At 64.1% G+C, this 19,891-nt stretch carries 22 protein-coding genes; 9 read left to right on the plus strand and 13 right to left on the minus strand.

Annotated elements, in window-relative coordinates; translation table 11 throughout:
* Window positions 1–172: 172 nt before the first annotated feature.
* A complete protein-coding gene (locus FXV83_RS12405; protein WP_148739462.1) occupies window positions 173–901 on the minus strand; it encodes a glutathione S-transferase family protein in 729 nt (242 codons plus the stop codon).
* A 34-nt stretch (window positions 902–935) separates the two neighbouring features.
* Window positions 936–1,211: a hypothetical protein gene (locus tag FXV83_RS12410; protein WP_148739463.1), complete on the minus strand. Its 276-nt coding sequence runs from the start codon at window positions 1,209–1,211 to the stop codon at window positions 936–938.
* Window positions 1,212–1,323: 112 nt separating this feature from the next.
* Here FXV83_RS12410 and FXV83_RS12415 point away from each other — a divergent pair, with 112 nt between their 5' ends.
* On the plus strand, window positions 1,324–2,022 hold the full coding sequence (locus tag FXV83_RS12415) for a helix-turn-helix transcriptional regulator (RefSeq protein WP_148739464.1): 699 nt from the start codon (window positions 1,324–1,326) through the stop codon (window positions 2,020–2,022).
* Between the two features lie 2 nt (window positions 2,023–2,024).
* A complete protein-coding gene (locus FXV83_RS12420) occupies window positions 2,025–2,351 on the plus strand; it encodes a YkgJ family cysteine cluster protein (RefSeq protein WP_187435859.1) in 327 nt (108 codons plus the stop codon).
* An 81-nt stretch (window positions 2,352–2,432) separates the two neighbouring features.
* Here FXV83_RS12420 and FXV83_RS12425 read toward each other — a convergent pair whose 3' ends face one another.
* Together FXV83_RS12425 and FXV83_RS12430 are read right to left on the minus strand one after the other, a co-directional pair.
* Complete coding sequence (locus FXV83_RS12425) at window positions 2,433–2,831, minus strand: hypothetical protein (protein WP_148739466.1); 399 nt, start codon at window positions 2,829–2,831, stop codon at window positions 2,433–2,435.
* Window positions 2,832–3,104: 273 nt separating this feature from the next.
* Window positions 3,105–3,452 (minus strand): DUF3307 domain-containing protein, encoded by a 348-nt coding sequence (locus FXV83_RS12430; protein WP_235939491.1) that lies wholly within the window; start codon window positions 3,450–3,452, stop codon window positions 3,105–3,107.
* 400 nt (window positions 3,453–3,852) lie between these two features.
* On the opposite strand from FXV83_RS12430, the gene FXV83_RS12435 reads away from it, so the two are divergent.
* Together FXV83_RS12435 and FXV83_RS12440 are read left to right on the plus strand one after the other, a co-directional pair.
* Entirely contained in the window at window positions 3,853–5,283 is a 1,431-nt protein-coding gene (locus FXV83_RS12435; protein ID WP_148739468.1) for a TAXI family TRAP transporter solute-binding subunit, read from the plus strand.
* 120 nt (window positions 5,284–5,403) lie between these two features.
* Window positions 5,404–5,622, plus strand: a complete 219-nt coding sequence (locus tag FXV83_RS12440; RefSeq protein WP_148739469.1) for a hypothetical protein — start codon at window positions 5,404–5,406, stop codon at window positions 5,620–5,622.
* 4 nt (window positions 5,623–5,626) lie between these two features.
* Here the strand turns inward: FXV83_RS12440 and FXV83_RS12445 are convergent, their stop codons facing one another.
* Both FXV83_RS12445 and FXV83_RS12450 read right to left on the minus strand, forming a co-directional pair.
* On the minus strand, window positions 5,627–6,502 hold the full coding sequence (locus FXV83_RS12445) for a DUF6537 domain-containing protein (protein WP_148739470.1): 876 nt from the start codon (window positions 6,500–6,502) through the stop codon (window positions 5,627–5,629).
* A gap of 30 nt (window positions 6,503–6,532) precedes the next feature.
* Window positions 6,533–7,204, minus strand: coding sequence for a Crp/Fnr family transcriptional regulator (locus FXV83_RS12450; RefSeq protein WP_148739471.1), 672 nt, complete (start codon window positions 7,202–7,204; stop codon window positions 6,533–6,535).
* A gap of 260 nt (window positions 7,205–7,464) precedes the next feature.
* Here FXV83_RS12450 and FXV83_RS12455 point away from each other — a divergent pair, with 260 nt between their 5' ends.
* Complete coding sequence (locus FXV83_RS12455; protein ID WP_148739472.1) at window positions 7,465–8,574, plus strand: cyclic nucleotide-gated ion channel; 1,110 nt, start codon at window positions 7,465–7,467, stop codon at window positions 8,572–8,574.
* Between the two features lie 12 nt (window positions 8,575–8,586).
* On the plus strand, window positions 8,587–9,372 hold the full coding sequence (locus tag FXV83_RS12460; protein ID WP_148739473.1) for an enoyl-CoA hydratase/isomerase family protein: 786 nt from the start codon (window positions 8,587–8,589) through the stop codon (window positions 9,370–9,372).
* A 230-nt stretch (window positions 9,373–9,602) separates the two neighbouring features.
* On the opposite strand, the gene FXV83_RS12465 is transcribed toward FXV83_RS12460, so the two are convergent.
* Window positions 9,603–10,247, minus strand: a complete 645-nt coding sequence (locus tag FXV83_RS12465; RefSeq protein WP_148739474.1) for a glutathione S-transferase family protein — start codon at window positions 10,245–10,247, stop codon at window positions 9,603–9,605.
* A gap of 87 nt (window positions 10,248–10,334) precedes the next feature.
* On the opposite strand from FXV83_RS12465, the gene FXV83_RS12470 reads away from it, so the two are divergent.
* Window positions 10,335–11,378, plus strand: a complete 1,044-nt coding sequence (locus tag FXV83_RS12470; RefSeq protein WP_148739475.1) for a helix-turn-helix transcriptional regulator — start codon at window positions 10,335–10,337, stop codon at window positions 11,376–11,378.
* A gap of 98 nt (window positions 11,379–11,476) precedes the next feature.
* Window positions 11,477–11,722 (plus strand): hypothetical protein, encoded by a 246-nt coding sequence (locus tag FXV83_RS12475; protein ID WP_148739476.1) that lies wholly within the window; start codon window positions 11,477–11,479, stop codon window positions 11,720–11,722.
* A gap of 68 nt (window positions 11,723–11,790) precedes the next feature.
* Here FXV83_RS12475 and FXV83_RS12480 read toward each other — a convergent pair whose 3' ends face one another.
* From FXV83_RS12480 to FXV83_RS12490, 3 genes are all read right to left on the minus strand, one after another.
* Window positions 11,791–12,738 (minus strand): fatty acid desaturase, encoded by a 948-nt coding sequence (locus FXV83_RS12480; RefSeq protein WP_148739477.1) that lies wholly within the window; start codon window positions 12,736–12,738, stop codon window positions 11,791–11,793.
* 15 nt (window positions 12,739–12,753) lie between these two features.
* Entirely contained in the window at window positions 12,754–13,770 is a 1,017-nt protein-coding gene (locus tag FXV83_RS12485) for an alpha/beta fold hydrolase (protein ID WP_148739478.1), read from the minus strand.
* Between the two features lie 154 nt (window positions 13,771–13,924).
* Entirely contained in the window at window positions 13,925–14,728 is an 804-nt protein-coding gene (locus tag FXV83_RS12490; protein WP_148739479.1) for an MBL fold metallo-hydrolase, read from the minus strand.
* A gap of 192 nt (window positions 14,729–14,920) precedes the next feature.
* Between FXV83_RS12490 and FXV83_RS12495 the strand changes: the two genes are divergently transcribed.
* The gene (locus FXV83_RS12495; protein WP_148739480.1) at window positions 14,921–16,123 is read left to right on the plus strand and encodes an MFS transporter; all 1,203 of its coding nucleotides are present in this window, start codon (window positions 14,921–14,923) and stop codon (window positions 16,121–16,123) included.
* A 220-nt stretch (window positions 16,124–16,343) separates the two neighbouring features.
* Here the strand turns inward: FXV83_RS12495 and FXV83_RS12500 are convergent, their stop codons facing one another.
* The 3 genes from FXV83_RS12500 to FXV83_RS12510 all read right to left on the minus strand — a co-directional run bounded on the left by FXV83_RS12500 (window position 16,344) and on the right by FXV83_RS12510 (window position 19,846).
* On the minus strand, window positions 16,344–17,957 hold the full coding sequence (locus FXV83_RS12500) for an acyl-CoA synthetase (protein ID WP_148739481.1): 1,614 nt from the start codon (window positions 17,955–17,957) through the stop codon (window positions 16,344–16,346).
* A gap of 146 nt (window positions 17,958–18,103) precedes the next feature.
* The gene (locus FXV83_RS12505) at window positions 18,104–18,592 is read right to left on the minus strand and encodes a DUF2059 domain-containing protein (protein WP_148739482.1); all 489 of its coding nucleotides are present in this window, start codon (window positions 18,590–18,592) and stop codon (window positions 18,104–18,106) included.
* 36 nt (window positions 18,593–18,628) lie between these two features.
* Entirely contained in the window at window positions 18,629–19,846 is a 1,218-nt protein-coding gene (locus FXV83_RS12510; RefSeq protein WP_148739483.1) for an OpgC domain-containing protein, read from the minus strand.
* Window positions 19,847–19,891: the final 45 nt, after the last annotated feature.

Consider the following 19,891-nt stretch of genomic DNA (forward strand, 5'->3'; position numbering starts at 1 on the left):
GGGAGGGGGGTGCCACACGGGGATTCTTTCCATCGCGCACCGCTTCGGTGCATCATCACAACCGGCACTTTTCCTGGGCTACCCCCCTCCCTAGCCCTCCCCCGCAAGGGGGGAGGGAACGCACCTCCTTCGGCGCGCTAATCGCGCTAGTCGGGTCTCATTCCATCAGGCTTCACGCCGCCTGCCGCAGCGGCGTCCAGGCGAACTCGGGATAATACGTGTCCATCATGCGGTCGACATAGGCAGTGAGGTTTGGAAACCCTTCGGCGCGCTCACGCAGGCGCGATTCGAAGAACGGCGTCAAAATTCCGGCGAGTGCGCCGAACGCGGTCGCATCCATGCCGCTTGGCTTGCTGCCCATCAGATAAGCCTTGTCGCCGAGCTGCACCGAGAGCGCGAACAGCGAGCGCAAGGCGAGATCGACGTCGTCGTCGGGCGCGTGGCGGCCGAGGCCGGAGAGCAGGTAGTTCTCGGCCACACGGAATTGCGCATCCTCGCGTAATTTTTCGCGATTATGCTCCGGTGCACCGTCGAAGAAATGCGCGGGTCCCTTGGCGAAGTTGACCGGATCGACCCAGCGTGCGCCGACCAGCGCCCAATAGACGTGGCTCTCGATCATGCGCTCGAACGCCCAAGCCTGCGCACGCTCGGCAAGCGTCAGCCCGGCGTCGAAGTCGAAGCCGTAGCGGCGCTCGATATGAGCACGGATGAAGGTGGAATCGGCCACCGCCTCGCCGCCATCGTCGATGAAGGGCAATTGTCCCTTGGGCGAGGCCGGCGGCATCGCCCGTTCCTTCCGATACGGCAGTCCCGCCATCTTGAGCTGCACCTCCGTCTTGGTGACGAAGGGGCTGATTTCCGGCAGGCCGAAACCGGTGCCAAAGCCATAAAGTGTGATCATGCAATTCTCCTGGACACGACAGAGTTGATGGAACCTATCGGCCGGCTGCTGCCACCATGGTGGCAGCAGCTGTGATATGTTCTGCGAAACGGGCCCCCCGCCAGGCGCGTCCCATGACATGACGAACGACATGGCGGACCAGCGCATCCGCCGCCTGCGCTACCGCGCGCGTCGCCACGCTCAGGAGCGCAAAGCGGAGGTCAACGGCCATGAGATCGAGGGACACGAGGCGACCGAACGCCCAGGCGTGCAGCGAAGCCTGGGCCCGCCACAGCGGACCGGCCGCTACGAAATGGGTGGGAATGATCATGGACAAATCCTCTTCAGTCGAAGCGTTGTCCCGGTATAGAACTCCCCTGCTGCCAACATCCTGTCAGCATCCACGCGCCGTTTCTTAATTCGCCACTGCAAAGAGAATTGTCATGAGACGCGCCGACCGGCTGTTTCAGATCATCCAGGTGCTGAGGCGCACTCGCAAACCGCTGACGGCGGATGCGATCGCGGCCGAGCTCGAGACCTCGAAGCGCACCATCTATCGCGACATCGCAACGCTGATCGGCCAGCGCGTGCCGATCCGCGGCGAAGCCGGCATGGGCTACATCCTGGAAAAGGGTTTTGACCTGCCGCCTTTGATGCTGACGCCGGACGAGATCGAGGCCGCGGTGCTGGGGGCACAATGGGTTGCGGGCCATGCCGACACGACACTGGCGCGCGCGGCCGAAGACCTGATGGCCAAGATCGCCGACACCGTGCCCGAGCGCCTGCGTCCCTTCGTGCTGGAGCCCGCGAGCCGCGCGCGGCCGAGCTGGAACAAGGAGCCGGACCGCCTCGACATGGCACGTACGCGTACCCAGATCCACGAAGGCAAGAAGATCATGCTGCGCTATCGTGACGAGCAGGGCCGCCCGAGCGAGCGCATGATCTGGCCGATTTCGGTCGGCTATCTCGAAGCGGTCCGCCTGCTTGCGGCCTGGTGCGAGCTGCGCAGCGATTTTCGCAGCTTCCGCACCGACCGCGTGGTGGATGCGACCTATCTCGACGAAAGGTATCCGGAGCGGCGCGACGTGCTGCGCGCGAAATGGCGGCAGAGCCTGGTCTGGGGCCCGCCGAAGGATACGTGACGATGGACGAGACACCCACCATCGATCTTTCGAGCTGCTGTCAGAGTTGCGGCGCCTGTTGCGGCTATTCGGCGAACTGGCCGCGCTTCTCGACCGAGAGCGATGAGGAGCTTGCGGCGATCCCGGAAAAGCTCGTCAACGAACGTCAATCGGGCATGCGTTGCGCGGGCGACCGTTGTTCGGCGTTACAGGGAGAGATCGGAAAATCGACCGCCTGCGGCGTCTACGCCGTGCGGCCAGAGGTATGCCGCACCTGCATGCCTGGCGATGCCGAATGCGCGATGGCGCGGCGGAAATTCGGGCTGCCGGCCATCGAGGCGGCTAGCTAGCGCATGATCCGGAAATGTGTGCAGCGGTTTTCCGGCAAGACGATGCGCCAACAAATATCCTAAGCCGTGATCGATCGCGCTTTAGGCCGGAACGGCTTCCGCGATCTCATCGTCGAACTCGTCCTCGAGCGGTGCAAGCACCGAGAGCGGCTTGGTCGACAGCGTGATCGGCTTGCGGCCCCCCGACAGCGATGGTGCCGATTTCGCCGCGCCCCCGCGCGACAGCGCGTAGAGCGTCGAGCCAACGCGGCCGCCGCTCTCGATCAGATCGCGCTCGGCGCAGCTTGCGGCGATCGCGACGGCCAGCGAGTGCAGATGGCTGCGGCGATAGCAAAACAGCGCCAGCATGGCGCGGACGTCGGGGGCAACAGTCTCAACCAGCCTCGGCAGGCCGCCTTCATTGGCGCGATACATCTCGCCAAGGAGTTCGTCGCGGACCGGGCAGAAATCGCTTTCATAGGCGTCGCGGCTTGAAAACATTGCAGTTCTCCTCGATGCCGAAGATGCAGCGCAATTCTCTAATGAAAGGTTAACCACGCCGCCCGGTAGTCACCCGGGGGCCTTGCGCCCTGTCCGGGAATGAGTAGTCGGGGCGGACGCTTCCCGTGGCCTATCCTTCGAGACGCCCGCCTTGGGCGGGCCCTCAGGATGAGGTCTTCTCGCTGTGAGATCGTCGACCCTCATGGTGAGGAGCGCCGCCTTCGGCGCGTCTCGAACCATAAGGCCGAGCACGCGGCGAAATTCGGCCAAGCCTCAGTTCGCAGCCATGAAAATGGAGAGGCCGAACCCGGTGAGATGGTGCAGCGCCTGGTCGACGCCGATCAGGGTCCAGAACCAGGGATGCTCCTGGTTGACGCCGAAATTGGCCGAGACCAGACCTTTGGCCCGGTCGATCGTGATGTGAATCGCGAAATCGATCACGGCCACGAACCAGAATCTGGGCGCGACGATCAGGATCAGCAGCAGCGCAACGGCAAAGTGAATCAGGCAGTGCACGAGCAACGGCAGGGCCCAGCCGTGCCTCTGGTCCTTGCCGTGCGCCATCCAGGCAGTTTGCAGCACGAAATCGGCTATGATGTGCTTGAAACTGAGCAGCAACATCCAGCCAATGAGCGCTTCAACGGGAATCGCCGATGACAGGGGTGGAAACGACAAGCTGACGCCCTCATTGACGTGACAAGAAAAATTGGAGCGTTCAGCGCAACTTCTTCTTGGACCGGTCAAATCGCCGGGACCTGTGATTTATGACATCTCCCGCGGCGGAATGCAGCCGGGGGAACCGGAAAATCGCCAACTGTGGCTAAACGGCGATAGGACGACCAACCGCCGCGGCGCGTCAAGTAAGGTTACCCTCGGCTCGAAATTTGCATTCCCTCCCCGGAGCGCTATCATCTCCAGGTAGAGGATTATCGTCCTTTTTTCAGACGCTTACGAATATTTGAGCGCATGGACCGGCAAACCGGCGGCGCTCGCCATCCAGAATTAAGGGCAGAGTGCTGCCATGAGTACTGAAGGCCCGACAATATCGACCGAGCAGCCGTCGCGGCGCCCCAAGGTTATCAAGACCAATCAGCAACAAGTCTTGCTATACGTCGTGCTGACCCTGCTGCTGTCGCTTGCCACCGTCTGGGCCGGCCGCACGCTGGTGCATAGTTCAGAGACGCTGACCTTTGCCGTCGGCGCCCCCAACAGCGACGAAGCGCTGTTCGCGGCCAAGCTCGCCACCGTCTTGAAGAACAACGCCTCGCGATTCCGGATCAAGCTCGTCAACAACCCTGACAATGCCAAGGCGGTCGCTCAGTTCGACCGCAAGCAGGCCGATCTGGCCATCCTGCGCACGGATGCCAAGGTGCCGCCGCGGGCGCGCACGCTGGCGATCCTGGAGCACGACCTCGTGCTCCTGCTCGGTCCCGGCAACAAGAAGATCAAATCGCTTGCCGAACTGAAGAAGAAGAAAGTCGCGGTCCTCGCCCAGAACGAATCCTCGCTCGCCTTCGTGCGCAGCATCCTCGACATTCCTGAGGGGCCCGATGCCGCAAAGATCCAGATGGCGCCGCAGGGCGCAACACTCGATAAGCTGTTTGCGCCGGGAAGCGGCTTTGGCGCGGTGGTCGGCATCGTCCACGCCTCCAGAGCGGTGCGGGACAAGGCTTATGAACAGGCCGCCAGGCGCGGCGGCTTCACGCTGAATGCCATCGACGAAGCCAAGGCGCTGGCACGCAAATTCCCCGGCATTTCCGCCGAGACACTGACGGCGGGCACGCTGTCTGCATCACCTGAGATTCCCGACGACGATCTCGACACGATCGGGCTCGAATGGCTCCTGGTGGCGCAATCCAAGATGTCCCTGACAACAGCCGGAGAGCTCGCGCGCATCGTCTACGAGAACAAGTCCGAGCTCGGGCTCGACAGCGGCTTTGCCACCAGGATCGAGCCGGCCTCGGTCGAGAAGGACGCCTATGTGATGGCGCATCAGGGGGCCGCCGACTACATCAACGACGACACCAAGTCGTTCATGGATAAATATAGCGACCTGATGTATCTCGGCGCCGCAGCGCTCAGCGTCATCGGCTCGATCTTCGCCGCGATCTACGCCAAGATCACCAGGATCGCGCCGGAGAAGGCCAGCGAGCTCTCCACCGCCATCCTCGACATCGGCGAACGCATCGAGCACGCCCATTCGCTGGATCAGCTCGAATGTCTCCAGGACGAGCTCGAAGGCATCTTGCGCGGCGCCGTCATAGGACTGCGCGACGGCACAATCAGTACCGACGGGCTCGACACCTTCAAGCTCGGCTACGAGTTCGTCCGCGATGAGATCGGGATGCGCCGCGACTACCTCAAACGCCACGCCAGCGAGGCCGAAAAAGCTGCCTCTCCCTCGCACGACGACACCAACGTCGTGGTGGTGAAGACCGCTCAGAGTGCCTGACCTATCGTCTGCAGAGCTTGGGCCCGGACCAACGGGCCTTTCTGATGGGATCGCCGCCCGGAACTCAGGAACCGTGCCGATTTGCAACCGTTGGCTCACGGCACAACCGGAGAACGCACCATGCGTATGCTCCTTCTTGTCCTCCTCACGGGAATACTGGTTGCGGTCGGTTATTTCGCCTATTCGGCCATGACGGTCGAGGGCGAGCCGATTCCGACGCAAGGGTATGTGGCTTTGGCCCTCGGCGCAGGGTTCTCCGTGATCGTCGGCGTCGGGCTCATGGTGCTGCTGTTCTTCAGCAGCCGCCGCGGCTACGACGAGCCGCCACATTTCAAGTGACGGTTCAGCCCAGCGCCGCCACAGCCGCCTCACCAAGTGTCCGTGCCCTGATCCTGGCAATGGCACGCTTCAGCGCCACCTGCTGGCGGTCCGGCTCGGCTGCGGCGCGGGCCTCGGCCATCGCGCCGGCGAGATCATCAAGCGGCAGCGCGCCGTCGAAGGTCGGCTTCGCCAGACCGTCAATGATGGCATGCCAGTCCGCGAGCCCGTGGCGGTAGGGATCGCCATGGCCGGTGATCATGTTGGCGCTGTCGATGATCGCCGGCACTGCCTGCGGCTGCTTGACCAGCGCGCGCGAGATCATGTGCAGCCAGCGTTCGACCCAGGCCCGCTCCTCGGCATAACGAATCGAGAACAACCGCCAGCGCTTCAGTGCGGCCTCCAGCTTCAGACGCCGGATTCCGATCCAGCTCGCGTTCGAGAAACGGATCGAGACCCGCCGGTGGCGCCATCCGATCATATCGAGTGCGTCGAGCATCGGCTCGCCGGCAATCGCCGGCAGCGCGCCGATCAACTCGTCGAAGCGGAATTTCCTGACCTCGACCGATGGCGGCTTGCCATCGGCAAGCTCCATCAGCTTCAGCTGCGCGATCCGGATCGGATCCTCATAGGCCATCCGCATCGCCATCAGGCGTGCGATATCGCGCAGCGCGCACTCGTCGTTACCGAGGCGGCCGACGAAACGGCAGACCCGGTCGACATAGAGCTGGGCATAGCTCGTGCCCTGATATTCGGTGAGCAGATGAATGCCGTCGCTGACGGCGAGCGCCGCGGCTTCGGGCAGCCCCTCGGGCAGGAATGGCGGCGTATCGTCCTCTTCTCCGATGATGTCCTCGAAGAGGTAACGGAGCGAAGCCAGGATGCCGTCGTCGTTCGACACGCGATCAATTCCCTCAAGCAAGGCGAGGCCTCAAACCGGCTTCGGTCCTGTCGTCGCCATCGCTGCGCTCTGCTGCGCCAGCCGCTGCTCCAGCGTGTTGAGGTTCTGGAACAGGCGCGCGCTTGCAAGCCGCAGGAAGTAGAAGCCGAAGGCCGGGTTCTGCACGTAGAGCTCCTCGACCTTGTTATAGCCGACGCTGAGGACGATTCCGGGCTCGACGCATTCGAGCGTCTGGGTGCGGGTGTTCGACGGCGAAAGCATGCCGAGCTCGCCGACGATGGCGCCGACCGGCAGCTCGATTCCGGATTCGACCAGGCGGAAGCGGCCGCTGACGATATAGGCCATGTCCTCGGCCTTCTCGTCTTTGTAGAACAGAACCTCGCCGGCCTTGTATTTGCGCTCGATCATGAATGGCTTCAGCCAGTCCATCGAGAGGTCGGAATTGACCGACTTGCGGACGTCGCGCACGAGTTGGAGCATCTGATGCAGGCGATAGCCGTTGAGCGCGAGCACCACGGTCTGCACGCCAATCACCAGATAATTATGCGCGGGGATGGCGGTCGCGATCAGGACGAGATTGGTGAGAATGCCGAACACGCGCAGCGGGATCATCGTCCGCATGGTCGTGGTGGCCACCACGAACACCGAGGCGAACAGGGCGCCGGCGGTTCCTGCGTGCTCTGCGATATGTGATGTATCCATCGGGCCAACAACCTTGAATGAATGGAGCGGGCTCGCCGGGGCGAGAAGGCCCGACATCGCGGCCGCGCATCCCATATATGGGGAAACCGCGCGGCTTGTCTGTGATTTGGCTCATTGGATGCGCGGATTCCGCCCCTCACGGCGGTCCGGCACGGCAGCCCACCGCGCGTCGTTGACGACCTCGGCCCGGGCGGGCACTTTGGCACCAACATCCCAGCCGGGACCTCAAATGCCACCCAAAGACCGGGCCGCCTTCGCGCATGTCCAAGCCTCTGATCTCCGCTCTGGCCCAGTTCGTGGCCGCCACAGCCGGCCGCAACATGACCAAGGCGGCCTATCTGGCCGTGACCGTCGGCGTCGGGACCATGGTGCTGTCGACGGTCAACCCCGCTTATGAGGCGGCACACCGCTGGGTCGATGCCCTGCTCTGGGCCTGCCTGATCTACTTCGTGTTCGAATGGCTGGTCCGGCTACGCCACATGGCGCGCCACGGACGGCTCTCGCTCTACCTGTCTTCATCCGCAGGCCTGGTCGATGCGGTCGGGGCGCTCGCCGTGCCGGTGGCGCTGACCGTCGGCCTCGAGCCGAGGACCGCCTGGCTGCTCAGCGTGCTCTGGGTCTTGAAGGTGGTTCCCGGCATTCCCGGCTTGCGGCAGCTTCGCCGGGTCCTCGTGCTGGAATCGGGCCCGCTGCTCAGCGTGCTCGTGATCTTCCTGATGGTGGTCTTCCTCGCCTCCGTCGCCGAATATTTTCTGGAGCGGGACGTGCAGCCGCAGACCTTCGGCAGCGTACCGGCCGCGCTGTGGTGGGCGGTGGTAACCTTGACCACGACCGGCTATGGCGACGCGGTGCCGGTGACCCCGCTCGGACGCATGGTGGCGGCGCTGGTGATGATCTCCGGCCTCGGCGTGTTCGGACTGTGGACCGGCATTCTGGCGACCGGCTTTGCCGCAGAGACCCGGCGCGACAATTTCCTGAAGACCTGGGAATCCGTCAGCAAGGTGCCGTTCTTCGCCGCGCTAGGGCCGGCTGCGATCGCTGACGTCACGCACATGCTGCGGACCATGGAGCTACCCGCCCGCACCATGATCATCCGCAAGGGCACGCAGGGCGACTGCATGTATTTCATCGCTGCCGGCGAGGTCGAGGTCGACCTGCCCGGCAAGAAGGTGCAACTCGGCGAAGGCGCCTTCTTCGGCGAGATGGCGCTGCTCGGCAACAACATGCGCGGTGCCAACGTCTCGACCACGAAGGTGTCGCGGCTGCTGGTGCTCGACCTCGTCGACTTTCGCGTGCTGATGGCGCGGCACCCCGATCTTGCCAACACCATCGACGCGGAAGCCAGGCGCCGCACGCTCGAAAACAGCTAAATGGAGACAAGAATGTCGGATACAGCCGACGCGGCCTCTGGTCCCGTGCTCGAAATTGGCGGCGCCCGCGCCACCATCCGCCTCAACCGTCCCAAGCATCTCAACCGGCTGCAGGCGGAGGACCTCGGCGAGCTGACGAAACTGTTCGACCGGGCCGAGGCCGATCCGGCGGTCCGCGTGCTGGTGCTGACCGGAACGGGACGCGCCTTCTCCGCAGGCTATGACCTCAACTCGGTGGCCGAGCGCGCTGTCAGCGCCAGCGAGCAGGAGAGCGCGGGCTCAGCGTTCGAGGCGGTCGTTAACCGGCTCGAGGATCTCGGCGTGCCGACGATCTGCCGGCTCAATGGCGGCGTCTATGGCGGCTCGACCGACCTCGCCCTCGCCTGCGATTTCCGCATCGGCATCGACAGCGCCGAGATGTTCATGCCGGCGGCGCGGCTCGGACTCCACTACTACAGCAGCGGCATCAAACGCTACGTGACGCGGCTCGGCATCGACAACGCGAAAAAACTGTTCCTCACTGCGCAAAAAATCAGCGCGCCGGAGATGCTGCGGATCGGCTATCTCACCGCCATGGTGCCGGAGGAGGCTCTCGACGAGGAAGTCGACAAGCTCGCGACGATCCTGGCTGGCAATGCCCCGGCCGCGATGCGTAGCATGAAGCGCGCGATCAACGAATTCGCCCGCGGCGAGCTCGACGAGCAAGCTGCCGACCAGCGCCACCGCGACAGCATGCGCGGCGACGAGATCAAGGAAGGCATCAAGGCGTTCGCGGAGAAGCGGCCGCCAAGGTTTTGAGGGGGCGATCGGTCAGGGTGTACGAGCGAGCGCCTCACACTCAACCGTCGTCCCGGACAAGCGCGCCTCAAGCGCGCGCAGATCCGGGACCCATACCGCGGAACCTATCGAATGCGGTTGGTAGGTGTACTGAACTCCGAATCTTCGCCAAACCAAATCCTGTGGTTATGGGTCCCGGGTCTGCGCTGACGCTTGCCCGGGACGACAGTGGAGATTGGCGCGCGCGCCGTTCACCCTCCAACGGCCGCAGCATGCCGCGCCGCCATCTCGGCGTCGGCTGCCGTAATCCGCTGGAATGCAGGCCGCGATGTCATGCGCTCGGCATAGCTTACGAAGACGTCTTTCTTCGGTACGATGCCGAACATCATGGTCCAGCTGAACGCGACGCCCCACAGAACGTCCGCGGCCGTCATACGTTCGCCGAGCAGGTACGGCCCCTTCGACAGTTGCGCCTCGAGCGCGCCAAGCATGGTGTCGTAATCGGCATAGGGCGATTGTGTGATCGGTGCTGGCTCCCGCTGCATGAATTTGTCGATCAGCGCCGGTTCGAACGAGGCGCCGTAGTAGGCGATCCACCGCAGGTAGGGACCGCGCAGCGGATCGTTGAGTCCAGGCGTCAGGCCGGCCTGCGGAAACAGATCGGCAAGATAGATGGTGATCGCGACCTGCTCGGTCACGAGCTCCCCGCCGCGGCGGATCGCCGGCACCTTGCCGAGCGGATTGATGGCGAGATAGGCGGGCTGGCGCTGCTCGCCCGCCTTCATGTTGAGGACATGGAGATCGTAGGGAGCGCCCAACTCCTCCAGCAGCACCCGCGTGCCGGTGGCGCGGCTTTGCGGCGAATAATACAGCGTGATGCGGTTCGGATCGGTCATGGCAGGTCTCCCATCTGGCGGGCTGGCGGTGGCGCATCTCTAGCGGACCATACCTGACATCCCCTGTCAGGTATGGTTTAAAGAACCATGCGTGCGAGCCGGATGCTGTCGATCCTTACCACCCTCCAGGCGCGGGGGCAGGTCACCGCGCCTGAGCTCGCGGAGGCCTGCGAGGTGTCGGTGCGCACGATCTATCGCGACATCGACGCACTCGCGGCGTCCGGCGTACCCGTCTACGCCGACCGCGGCGCGGAGGGCGGCTATCGGCTGCTCGACGGCTACCGGGTGCGGCTGAACGGGCTGTCGCAGAGTGAGGCGGAAGCGCTGTTCCTCGCAGCATTGCCAGGCCCGGCCGCGGCGCTCGGACTGGATGCGGCGATGCTCGCCGCACAGAACAAGATGATGGCTGCGCTGCCGGCCCATTTGCGCCAGGATGCCGGCCGGATGCAGGAGCGTTTTCATCTGGATGCGCCGGGCTGGTTCGGCGAGACGGAAGAACCAAAGCATTTGCGCGCCATCGCCGGCGCGGCTTTACGCGGGACGCTGATCAAGATCCGCTACCAGAGCTGGCGATCGGAGAAGCAGCGCCAGGTCGCGCCGCTCGGGCTCGTGCTGAAGGGCGGCAGCTGGTATCTCGCAGGCGAGGTCGATGGCAGCGTGCGGACCTATCGCGTCGCGCGCGTGCTCGACTGCACGGTGTTGGACGATCGGTTCGATCGTCCAGCCGATTTCGATCTTGCCGCCTATTGGCAGGCAGCAACGCTCCGTCTCGAGGCCGAGATGCATCCCAATGTCGCAATCGTCCGGCTGTCGCCGTTCGGCGTCAAGCTGCTCGATGCGCTGAGCCAGCCTTATGTCAAGGCGCGCATGCAGCTTGAAGAGACCGCCGACGCGGATGGCTGGCGCATTGCCAGAGTGCCGACCGGCAAGACGTCGTGGCACGCCGCAGCCGAATTGCTGCGGCTCGGCCCCGAGGCCGAAGTGCTGGAGCCTGCAGATCTCCGCGAGAAGATCGCGGAGCTGACGCAGGCGATGGCCGCGCGCTATCGCGCATCGTCGCAGGCCGCGGATCCGGCGGCGCGGAAAGCCTCGCGGCGGCGCGTTCTGCCGCAGCCCACGAAACAATCCTGAAACACGATTCTCCCCGGGCGGCTTGAACGCGTCTGCGCTCCGGCTCGACCGAGATGCAGGGACACAACAACGGCTCTGTGCCACACTGGAGAATGAAGATGTTTCGCAAGCTTGCACTTGGTCTGATCGCCGCCGGCTCGCTCGGCGTTGCCGCTCTCGCCCCCACCGCCGCCTCGGCCGGCGGCTTCCATCATCACTGGGGTAACCATTGGGGTCCCGGTTTTGGCTTTGGCGGGGTCTACGTCAACACTGGCGTCAACAACTGCTACCAGGAGCGCGTCGTCCAGACCCGCCACGGCCTGCGCGTGCGCGCGGTGAACGTCTGCGCGTACGGGATCTACTGATATCTGGCGTCCACGACAAAGCCCCGATCGCTCCGCGATTGGGGCTTTGCGCGCTGAACTCGCATTGACTAGCCGGGCTGTCGCTGCCGGCGAAACCAGGCCCAGGTCTCGCGTGTTGTCGCGATGTAGCCGCGGCCGCGATAGACGATCTCGCCGTCGACGATCTCGTTCAGCTTTGGCAGCGCGTGAAAAGGGATTGAGGGATAGGCGTGGTGCTCGACGTGATAGGGCATGTTCCACGCGAACCATTTGACGATCGCGCCGGTATAGGTGGTGCGGGTGTTTTGGAAGGCGCTGCGGGTGCGCTCGCAGCCGGTATGCTCGGCATAGAGATAGGGCCGCAGGAAGGATTGCCCGATGACCAGCGGGACGATCCAGACCCAGAGCAGCAGCGCTGACGAGAACCACAGCGAGAGCGCAAAGAGCGCGACATAGAATCCGGCATAGACGCGTGCCTCAATCAGGATGACCGCACGCTTGTTCTCGGGAATCCAGGGCACGGTGACCTTGCCGCTGATGGCGTGGCCGAGCATCAGCCAGAGACGGCCGGCAACCTGAAGCACACCGCTGTAGGCGATCGCGAGCTGCGTGTCGGATGCCGGTTTGACGCCGACGATGAGCTCCGGGTCCTTGTCCGGATCCTGGGTGTAGCGGTGATGGTCCCAGTGGAACAGGCAGTAATATTCGTAAGGCAACCCGATGATGAAGCCCGAGAGATAGCCGACGGCGAGATTGAGGCTACGGCTCTTGAACGCCGTCTTGTGCGCGGTCTCATGCACCGCCATGAATAGGAAGGCGACGAAATAGCCCTGCACCGCCATCAGCGGCAGCGCCCAGAGCACGCCATAGATCGAGGTAACCTTCCAGATCAGCGTCCCGATCAGCACGACCACGCCGTAATGGCACACGCTGCGCGCGGTGCCTTTGAGGTTTGAGCGAACCGATAATTCGCGCAGCATTGCCGGCGCCAACGGCTTCAGGCGATGGCCGGTCTCCGAAACGGTCGCGTCACTCATGATGGATAGCTCACGTTACTTGCTGAGAAGTTCTGCGATCTCGGCCTTGATGAAGGCGTGATCGCGCGGATTGTTGACGGGGTTGCCGGCACGATGGCCAAGCACCGACGGGATCGGGCGCAGCGCGGCGGATCTAGCATTGACGAGCCGGCCGAGCTCGTCCTCGTTGTCGCGCACGTCGAAATAGCGATCGGTCGCGCCCGGCATCAGCAGCATGTGCGCCTTGATCGCGCCGAGCGCGCGGTCGAAATCGCCGCCGAAAGCGGCGCAGCGGCTGATGTCGCCATTCTGCCAAATGTCGATCTGCGCCAGCAGATCGTTGGCGTCCCGCCGCGCGAAGGTCGCGTCCCAGGAGCGGACGAGATAATCCTCGAGCGAGGTGAAGCCTGCTTCCCGCCAGACCTCGTCGCGATAAAAACCGTGCGACATCGCCCAGCCGGCATAGACACGCCCCATCGCGCGGAAGCCCGCGACTGGCTGTTCGATGAAACGGCCATCGCGGAAGGCGGGATCGGCGGTCAGTGCGGCTTTGACGCCTTCCAGGAAGATGTGGTTGTAGGGCGCGCAGCGTGCGCTGCCGCAGACCACCGCCGCGCGCTCGACCATATCCGGATAGCAGGCCGCCCAGTGATAGGCCTGCATGCCGCCCATCGACCAGCCATAGACCAGCGCGAGCTTCGAGATGCCGAGACGTTCGATGAGCAGACGGTGCTGGACGGCGACTGCATCATGGTAGGTCACTTTCGGAAACGCCGCGTTCGAATTGGACGGCGAGGAAGACAGGCCGTTGCCGAGCAGGTTCGGGATGATGATGAAGTAGCGCGCGGGATCGAGCACGCCGCCGGGCTGGATCAGCCACTCGGTGTCGGTGTGCTGCGCGCTGAACGAGGTCGGATAGAGGATGACATTGTCCTTGGCCGGGCTCAGCGTGCCGTAGGTCTTGTAGGCGAGCTGCAGCGAAGGAAAGGCGGCTCCGGACTGAAGCGCGACGTCGCCCGCCTCGAATATCTCGCCATCGCGCTGCGCCGTCATTTCCAACCCCCGCTCACGCGGCCGCAGATCGCGCCGCTGGTTTGACGATGCATCGATCGTGCCGAGCCCAGGAAACGCGCACCGGCGCGCTTAATAACTGTACCAATAGTACAGTTATTAGATGAAGGCAAGGCGGATCTGAACCAGCCGTGGCTCAGGCGATGGCTGCGATATATCGCTCGACGGACGCTGCGAACGCGGCCTTGGCACCGGCGGCGATGTTGCGGCCCCACCACGCGCCGTAGATGCGGTCGAAGCCGAGCGGCGCGACAGCGTCGGCAATCCGTCGCACCGCGCGGGCATTGAGCGGCATGTAGTTCGGATAGGAATACATGAAGCTGACGAAACGGCGGTCCATTGTCACCTGCGCGATGTCGCCGGTGAGCAGTGCGCCCTTGCCGTCGGCACCGCGCGACCAATGCAGCATGGTGGCGCCAGCGAAGTGACCGCCGGTGCGCAGAAGCAGCAAATCGTCGGAGATACGAAGGCTGTCACCGGTCCAGTGCTCGATCGCGGCGTGCGGCCGCGTCACCCATCGGCGGTCGTCCGCGTGGAGATACACCGGGATGCCGCCGAAGGCATCGCTCCAGTCGGCGAGCGCGCCATAGTAGTGTGGGTGCGAGATCGCGATCGCCTTCAAGCCGCCGAGCGAACGGATATGCGCAACCGCCTCGGGCGTCGCCAGCGGCACGCAGTCCCACATCACGCAGCCATCTGCCTGCGGCACCAGCAACGCGCGCTGGCCGATGGCAAAGCTTGGCTCCAGCGCAAGGCCGGCGAGGCCGAGTTCGTCGCGCCACACCAGGCGATGGCTTTCCGTCAGCGCTTCGCGTGTAAGGAAGGTCTGCCCCTTCCAGTTCACGAACTGCCGTTCATCCTCGCAAATCGGACAGGACGCCGGCGGCGCCCCGCTTGCCGGAAATTGCGCGCCGCAGGTTTCGCAGGTCCAGAGGGACATGCCGTGCTCCCAAGAGAGACGATCCAGCTTCAATAAAGACTTGCCTGCCACAACCGCAAGGGGCCAACCACCCGTGCGAGAACCGGAACTAACCCGATCAGCGCCCGTTACACTCTCATCCACGCCAGAACGATTGGCTGAAAGGAACACGTCCACCTGCCGAATCCCGGCTGAGACCACGTTTTGGTATCGATGACATCGCGGTCCCCCTCCTCGTCCCGTATCTGGCCCCTGCTCGCTCTCAACTTCTTCATGGCCGACATGCAGTCGGGCATCGGACCGTTCGTCGGCGTCTTCCTCCAGGAGCGCGGCTGGGCGAGTGGATTGATCGGCACTGCGATGACGGTGGGCAATGTTGCGGGCATGCTGATCACGACGCCGATCGGCGGTTTCATCGATGCCAGCCGCAACAAGCGGCTGTGGGTCGTCATTCCCGGCATCTGTGTGGTCGCGGCGTCCGCGATCATCCTGATCTCGCAGAATTTCTGGGCCGTCACCTTTTCCCAGGTTGCGCAATCGCTGGCGAGCGCCGCGATCGTTCCGGCGGTGACCGGCATCACGCTCGGCATCGCGAAGCAGAAAGGATTCAATGCGCTGAACGGGCGCAACCAGGCATTCAATCATGCCGGCAACATGGTCGGCGCGGCGGTGTCGGGCTATCTGGGCTATAAATTCGGTTACGTCGCCGTGTTCGTGCTGGCGGCGCTATTCGGCGCCATCGCGGTCGGCTGCGTGATGATGATTCCCGCGAAGGCGATCGACGACCGCGCCGCGCGCGGCAGCAAGGAGGATGATCCCGACAGCCAGCCGGATGCGCTCACGATGCTGCTCAAGCACAAGCCGCTGCTCGTCTTGGCGCTGGCGCTCGCCCTGTTCCATCTCGGCAACGCGGCGATCGTGCCGCTCTACGGGCTTGCGGCGGTGGCCGAAAGCCAGGCCAATGGGCCGAGCTTCGTTGCCACCACCATTGTGATCGCCCAGGGCGTGATGATCGTGACCGCGCTGATCGCGATGCAAGTCGCGAGCAAGCGCAATTACTGGCCGGTGATCCTGGTCTCTTTCATGTTCCTGCCCATTCGCGGCGTGCTCGCATTCTTCGTCACGGGATGGTGGGGCGTCGTGCCGATGCAGGTGCTCGACGGCATCGGCACGGGACTTCAGACCGTCGCCGTCCCCGGCATGGTCGCCCGCTCGCTCAACGGCACCGGGCGCATCAATCTCGGCCAGGGCGCCGTGATCACCGTGCAGGGCGTCGGCGCAAGCCTCAGTGCTGCGCTCGGCGGCTGGATCGCCCAGTGGATCGGCTACGGCCCGACCTTCCTGCTGCTCGGCAGCTTCGGGCTGGCGTCGATGGCGCTATGGCTCGCGTTCGGGGCTGCGGTGAAGAAGTATTGAGGACATCTCACTGTCCCCGCTTGCGGCAGGACAATCGCATATGAGACGAGCGTTGGACGCGCTCAAGCTTCCACAGCGTCATGGCCGGGCTTGTCCCGGCCATCCACGCCTTTTCCGCTGCATGAAGAACGTGGATGCCCGGGACAAGCCCGGGCATGACGACACCTTGCGAGTGTTTAAATGCGATAGTCCTGCGACACGCGGGAGAGACGAAAAGCCCTCACGTGCCAAAATTCTTCTGGATCGCCTTGTCGAGCGTCTCGCCGCCGACGAAGCGCTGGCGCAGCTCGCGCTTGAGCAGCTTGCCGCTCGGGTTCTTCGGCAGGCTGTCGACGAAAATCACGCGCTTCGGCACCTTGAAATGCGCCATCTGGCCGGCGCAGTGCTTGATGACGGAGTCTTCGTCCAGCTTCTCGCCGCTCTTGACCACGACGATGGCGGTCACCGCCTCGATCCAGCGTGGATCCGGCAGGCCCACGACCGCGACCTCGGAGACCGCGGGGATGCGATAGACCATCTCCTCGACCTCACGGCTCGCGACGTTCTCGCCGCCGGTCTTGATCATGTCCTTGACGCGGTCGACCACGGTGATGTGGCCTTCGGCATCGACGGTGGCAAGATCGCCGGAGTGAAACCAGCCGCCGGAGAACGCCGCCGCGGTCTTCACCGGATCGTTGTAATAGCCGGACAACAGATGCGGCGAGCGGTGCACGATCTCGCCGACCTCTCCGACCTTGACGTCCTCCATCGACGTGTTGACCACCCGCGTCTCGACATTGAGCACGGGCTTGCCGGCCGAGCCGGCCTTGCGCAGCTGGTCCTCGGGCCGCAGCACGGTGGCGAGCGGGGCGATCTCGGTCTGGCCGTAGAAATTCCAGAATTTGACGTTGGGCAGGCGGCGCTGGAGCTCCAGCAGCACCTCCACCGGCATGATCGAGGCGCCGTAATAGCCCTTCTGCAATGTCGACAGATCGGTCTTGTCGAAATTCGGCGAGCGCAGCATCGCGATCCAGATCGTCGGCGGCGCGAAGAACGAGGTGATCTTGTGCGCCTGGATCAGCGCCAGGATGTTGTCGGCGCTCGGCTTGCCCGTGATCACGCCGGAGGCGCCGAGGTAAACTTGCGGCCCCAGGAAGACGTCGAGCTGGGCGCAGTGATAGAGCGGCAGCGCGTGCAGGAACTTGTCTTCCACGCTCATTCCGCCGTCGATGATGCAGCTGACATACTGCCACATCACGGCTTCATGGGTCAGCATCGCGCCCTTGGGGAGGGACTCCGTGCCACTGGTATAGACGATCTGCGCGAGATCGCGGCTGTCGACGGAGGCGTCCAGGAATGAGCTGTCATCGTGCAGCAGGTCGTCGAAGGTGGTGAGGCCCGCGGGCGCCGTCGCAGGATCCTCGCCCGGCAGCCAGATCAGCTTTTCGACGGCGCAGTCTTTGGCGCTGGCAGCGCGCGCGGGCTCGACGAAATCGGGGCCGGCCGCGAGCAGCTTGGCGCCGGAGCTCTTCAGGATGAAATTGACCTCATCCGGATTGAGCATGAAGTTGATCGGCACCAGCACCGCGCCGATCCGCGCCACCGCAAAGCGAAGCGCCGCGAAGGCATGCGAGTTGCGCGAGAGCACCGCGACGCGGTCGCCCTTCTTCACGCCGAGGCCGAGCAGGCCACGGCCAAGCCGGTTGCAGATCGCGTCGAGCTCGGCAAAGCTCCAGCTCACGCTGCCGCAGCTCACCGCGAGCTTGTCCGGCTCGCGGCCTGCCGAGCGGCGCAGGAGATCGCCGATGGAATGCTCGCGGGCTTTCGCGATGGTGTGAGTAAGGTCCTCGGCCATATTTCTCCCCATGAAATTCTTGCTTCCGGTGATGATGCACGACCGGAACGTAGGGCTCAAGCCAATGATGGCCCGCAGGTCGGACGAGGAAGCGCCGGCGTATCACCGGACGCTTCGAGTTCGTGGCGCATTGCGCGCCGAAACACTCAGAGCTTGTGTCCCTTCTGGCGCAGTGCCTCGATCAGGCGCTGCTTCAGCTCGTCGGCAGCCTTCTGGCTGACGTCCTGACTGATCTGCGCGCTGGCCTGCGCCAGCGCGTCCGACTTCTCCAAAAACTTCCGCCCTACAGGCCCGGCGTAGAACGCCTCGACCTGGCGCAGCTCGTCGAGGGTGAAGCTCGCGGCGTAGAGGGCCGCGATCTGATCGATCATCGAGGCGACGTACGGTGCATAGATCTCGGACCCGGGCGCCGTCACTACATCGTAGTCACGCTCGATCTCCGGCCTGTCCTGGGCGACCACGGGCCGGAGCTTGAGCAGCAATTGTGGCAACAGGGCACGATACTGGTCCGCAATCTTCAGCGTGACGACGAGCTTGCGCGCCGCATTGATCGCCTCGGGCGACGGCGTTTGCGCCGATGCACCGCAGACGAGGAACAGGAGCGTGCCGGCAATCGTCAACAAGCGTCTGGACATGGACCCCTCCGTGAGAACGCGGGCGGCGCGGTGATTTCAACGGCTCGCAGGCACCGCCGCGGCGGTCGCGGCCGGGACGCTTTCTGATGCGGTCTCGGACTCCTCGACCTCCGTCACCTTTACGAACAGGTTCGGCACCCGCTTGGCGCGATCGAGCAGCCACGCGGCTCCGATCATGATGACGATGCCGGCGATGGAGACGGCGAGCTGCTCCCACACGCCCTTGTTGTACTGGGTCAGGATCCAGTGCGCCGAGAACGACAGGAAGACGCCGAGGCAGAAGATCGGCAGCGAATGCTGGCCGCACAGGATCACAGGGCGCAGCCAGGCCCCGTGCAGCGCCCGCCATTTGCGCGAGATGAAATGGGTGATCCAGACCGCCAGCGCCAGGAAATGCGTGAAGCGCAGCATATCGAGATCGGTCTTGTCGATCGGGTAGATCGCCTTGATCATCCATTTCGGGATCAGCGCCTCGAGGGCGGGGACGTGCCAGGTCATCACGATCAGAAGCGCGAAGGCGAGCCAGGCGGCGGCCAGCGCCATCGTCGCCTTCGACCAGACCCATTTTGCGACCTTGTCGATCTGGCCGATGCCGCACCAGGCCGCGAACACGAACATCAGCTGCCAGCAGTACGGGTTGAAGTACCAGGTCGTGCCGGGCGGATAGGAGGCGATATTCCAGTTGAACCAGCGCGCCAGCACATAGAGCACAGCTGAGGCCGCAAGGGTCAGGTTCGGCCGGCGCACCAGGCACCAGACGATGAAGGGCGCGGCGAACACCAGCGTGATGTAGAGCGGCAGCACGTCGAGATTGACCGGCTTGTATTTCAAAACGATCGCCTGCCCGATCAGCTCGTCCGGATGCGACAGGAAATTGAACACGTTGAATTCGTGCTCGTACATCGGATTGTCGAAACGGCGCGCGGTGCGGGCGATCTGCGCCGTGAACAGAAGGAAAAGCATGATGTGGGCGACATACATCTCGGCCGCGCGCCGCCACAGCCGCTTGAGCGCCGCGAGAAACCAGCCGCCCGCGACGATCGGCCCGTAGATCCAGCCGACGAGATAGCCTGATATGAAGACGAAGAACTCGGCGGCATCGCTGAAGCCGTAATTGCGCAGCGTCAGCCAGGCGACGACGTCGTGCGGGATGTGGTCGAGGAAGATCATCCACAGCCCGATGCCGCGGAACAGATCGAGTCGCAGATCGCGCTCGATTGGCGCCAACAGAGCTTGCTGGTCCCGTGCAATCATGGCCCCGCCTCTTCCGGTGGGCGTCGCGCCGTCGCGGCGCCGATA

It is taken from the genome of Bradyrhizobium hipponense (assembly GCF_008123965.1).
Classification (GTDB): domain Bacteria; phylum Pseudomonadota; class Alphaproteobacteria; order Rhizobiales; family Xanthobacteraceae; genus Bradyrhizobium; species Bradyrhizobium hipponense.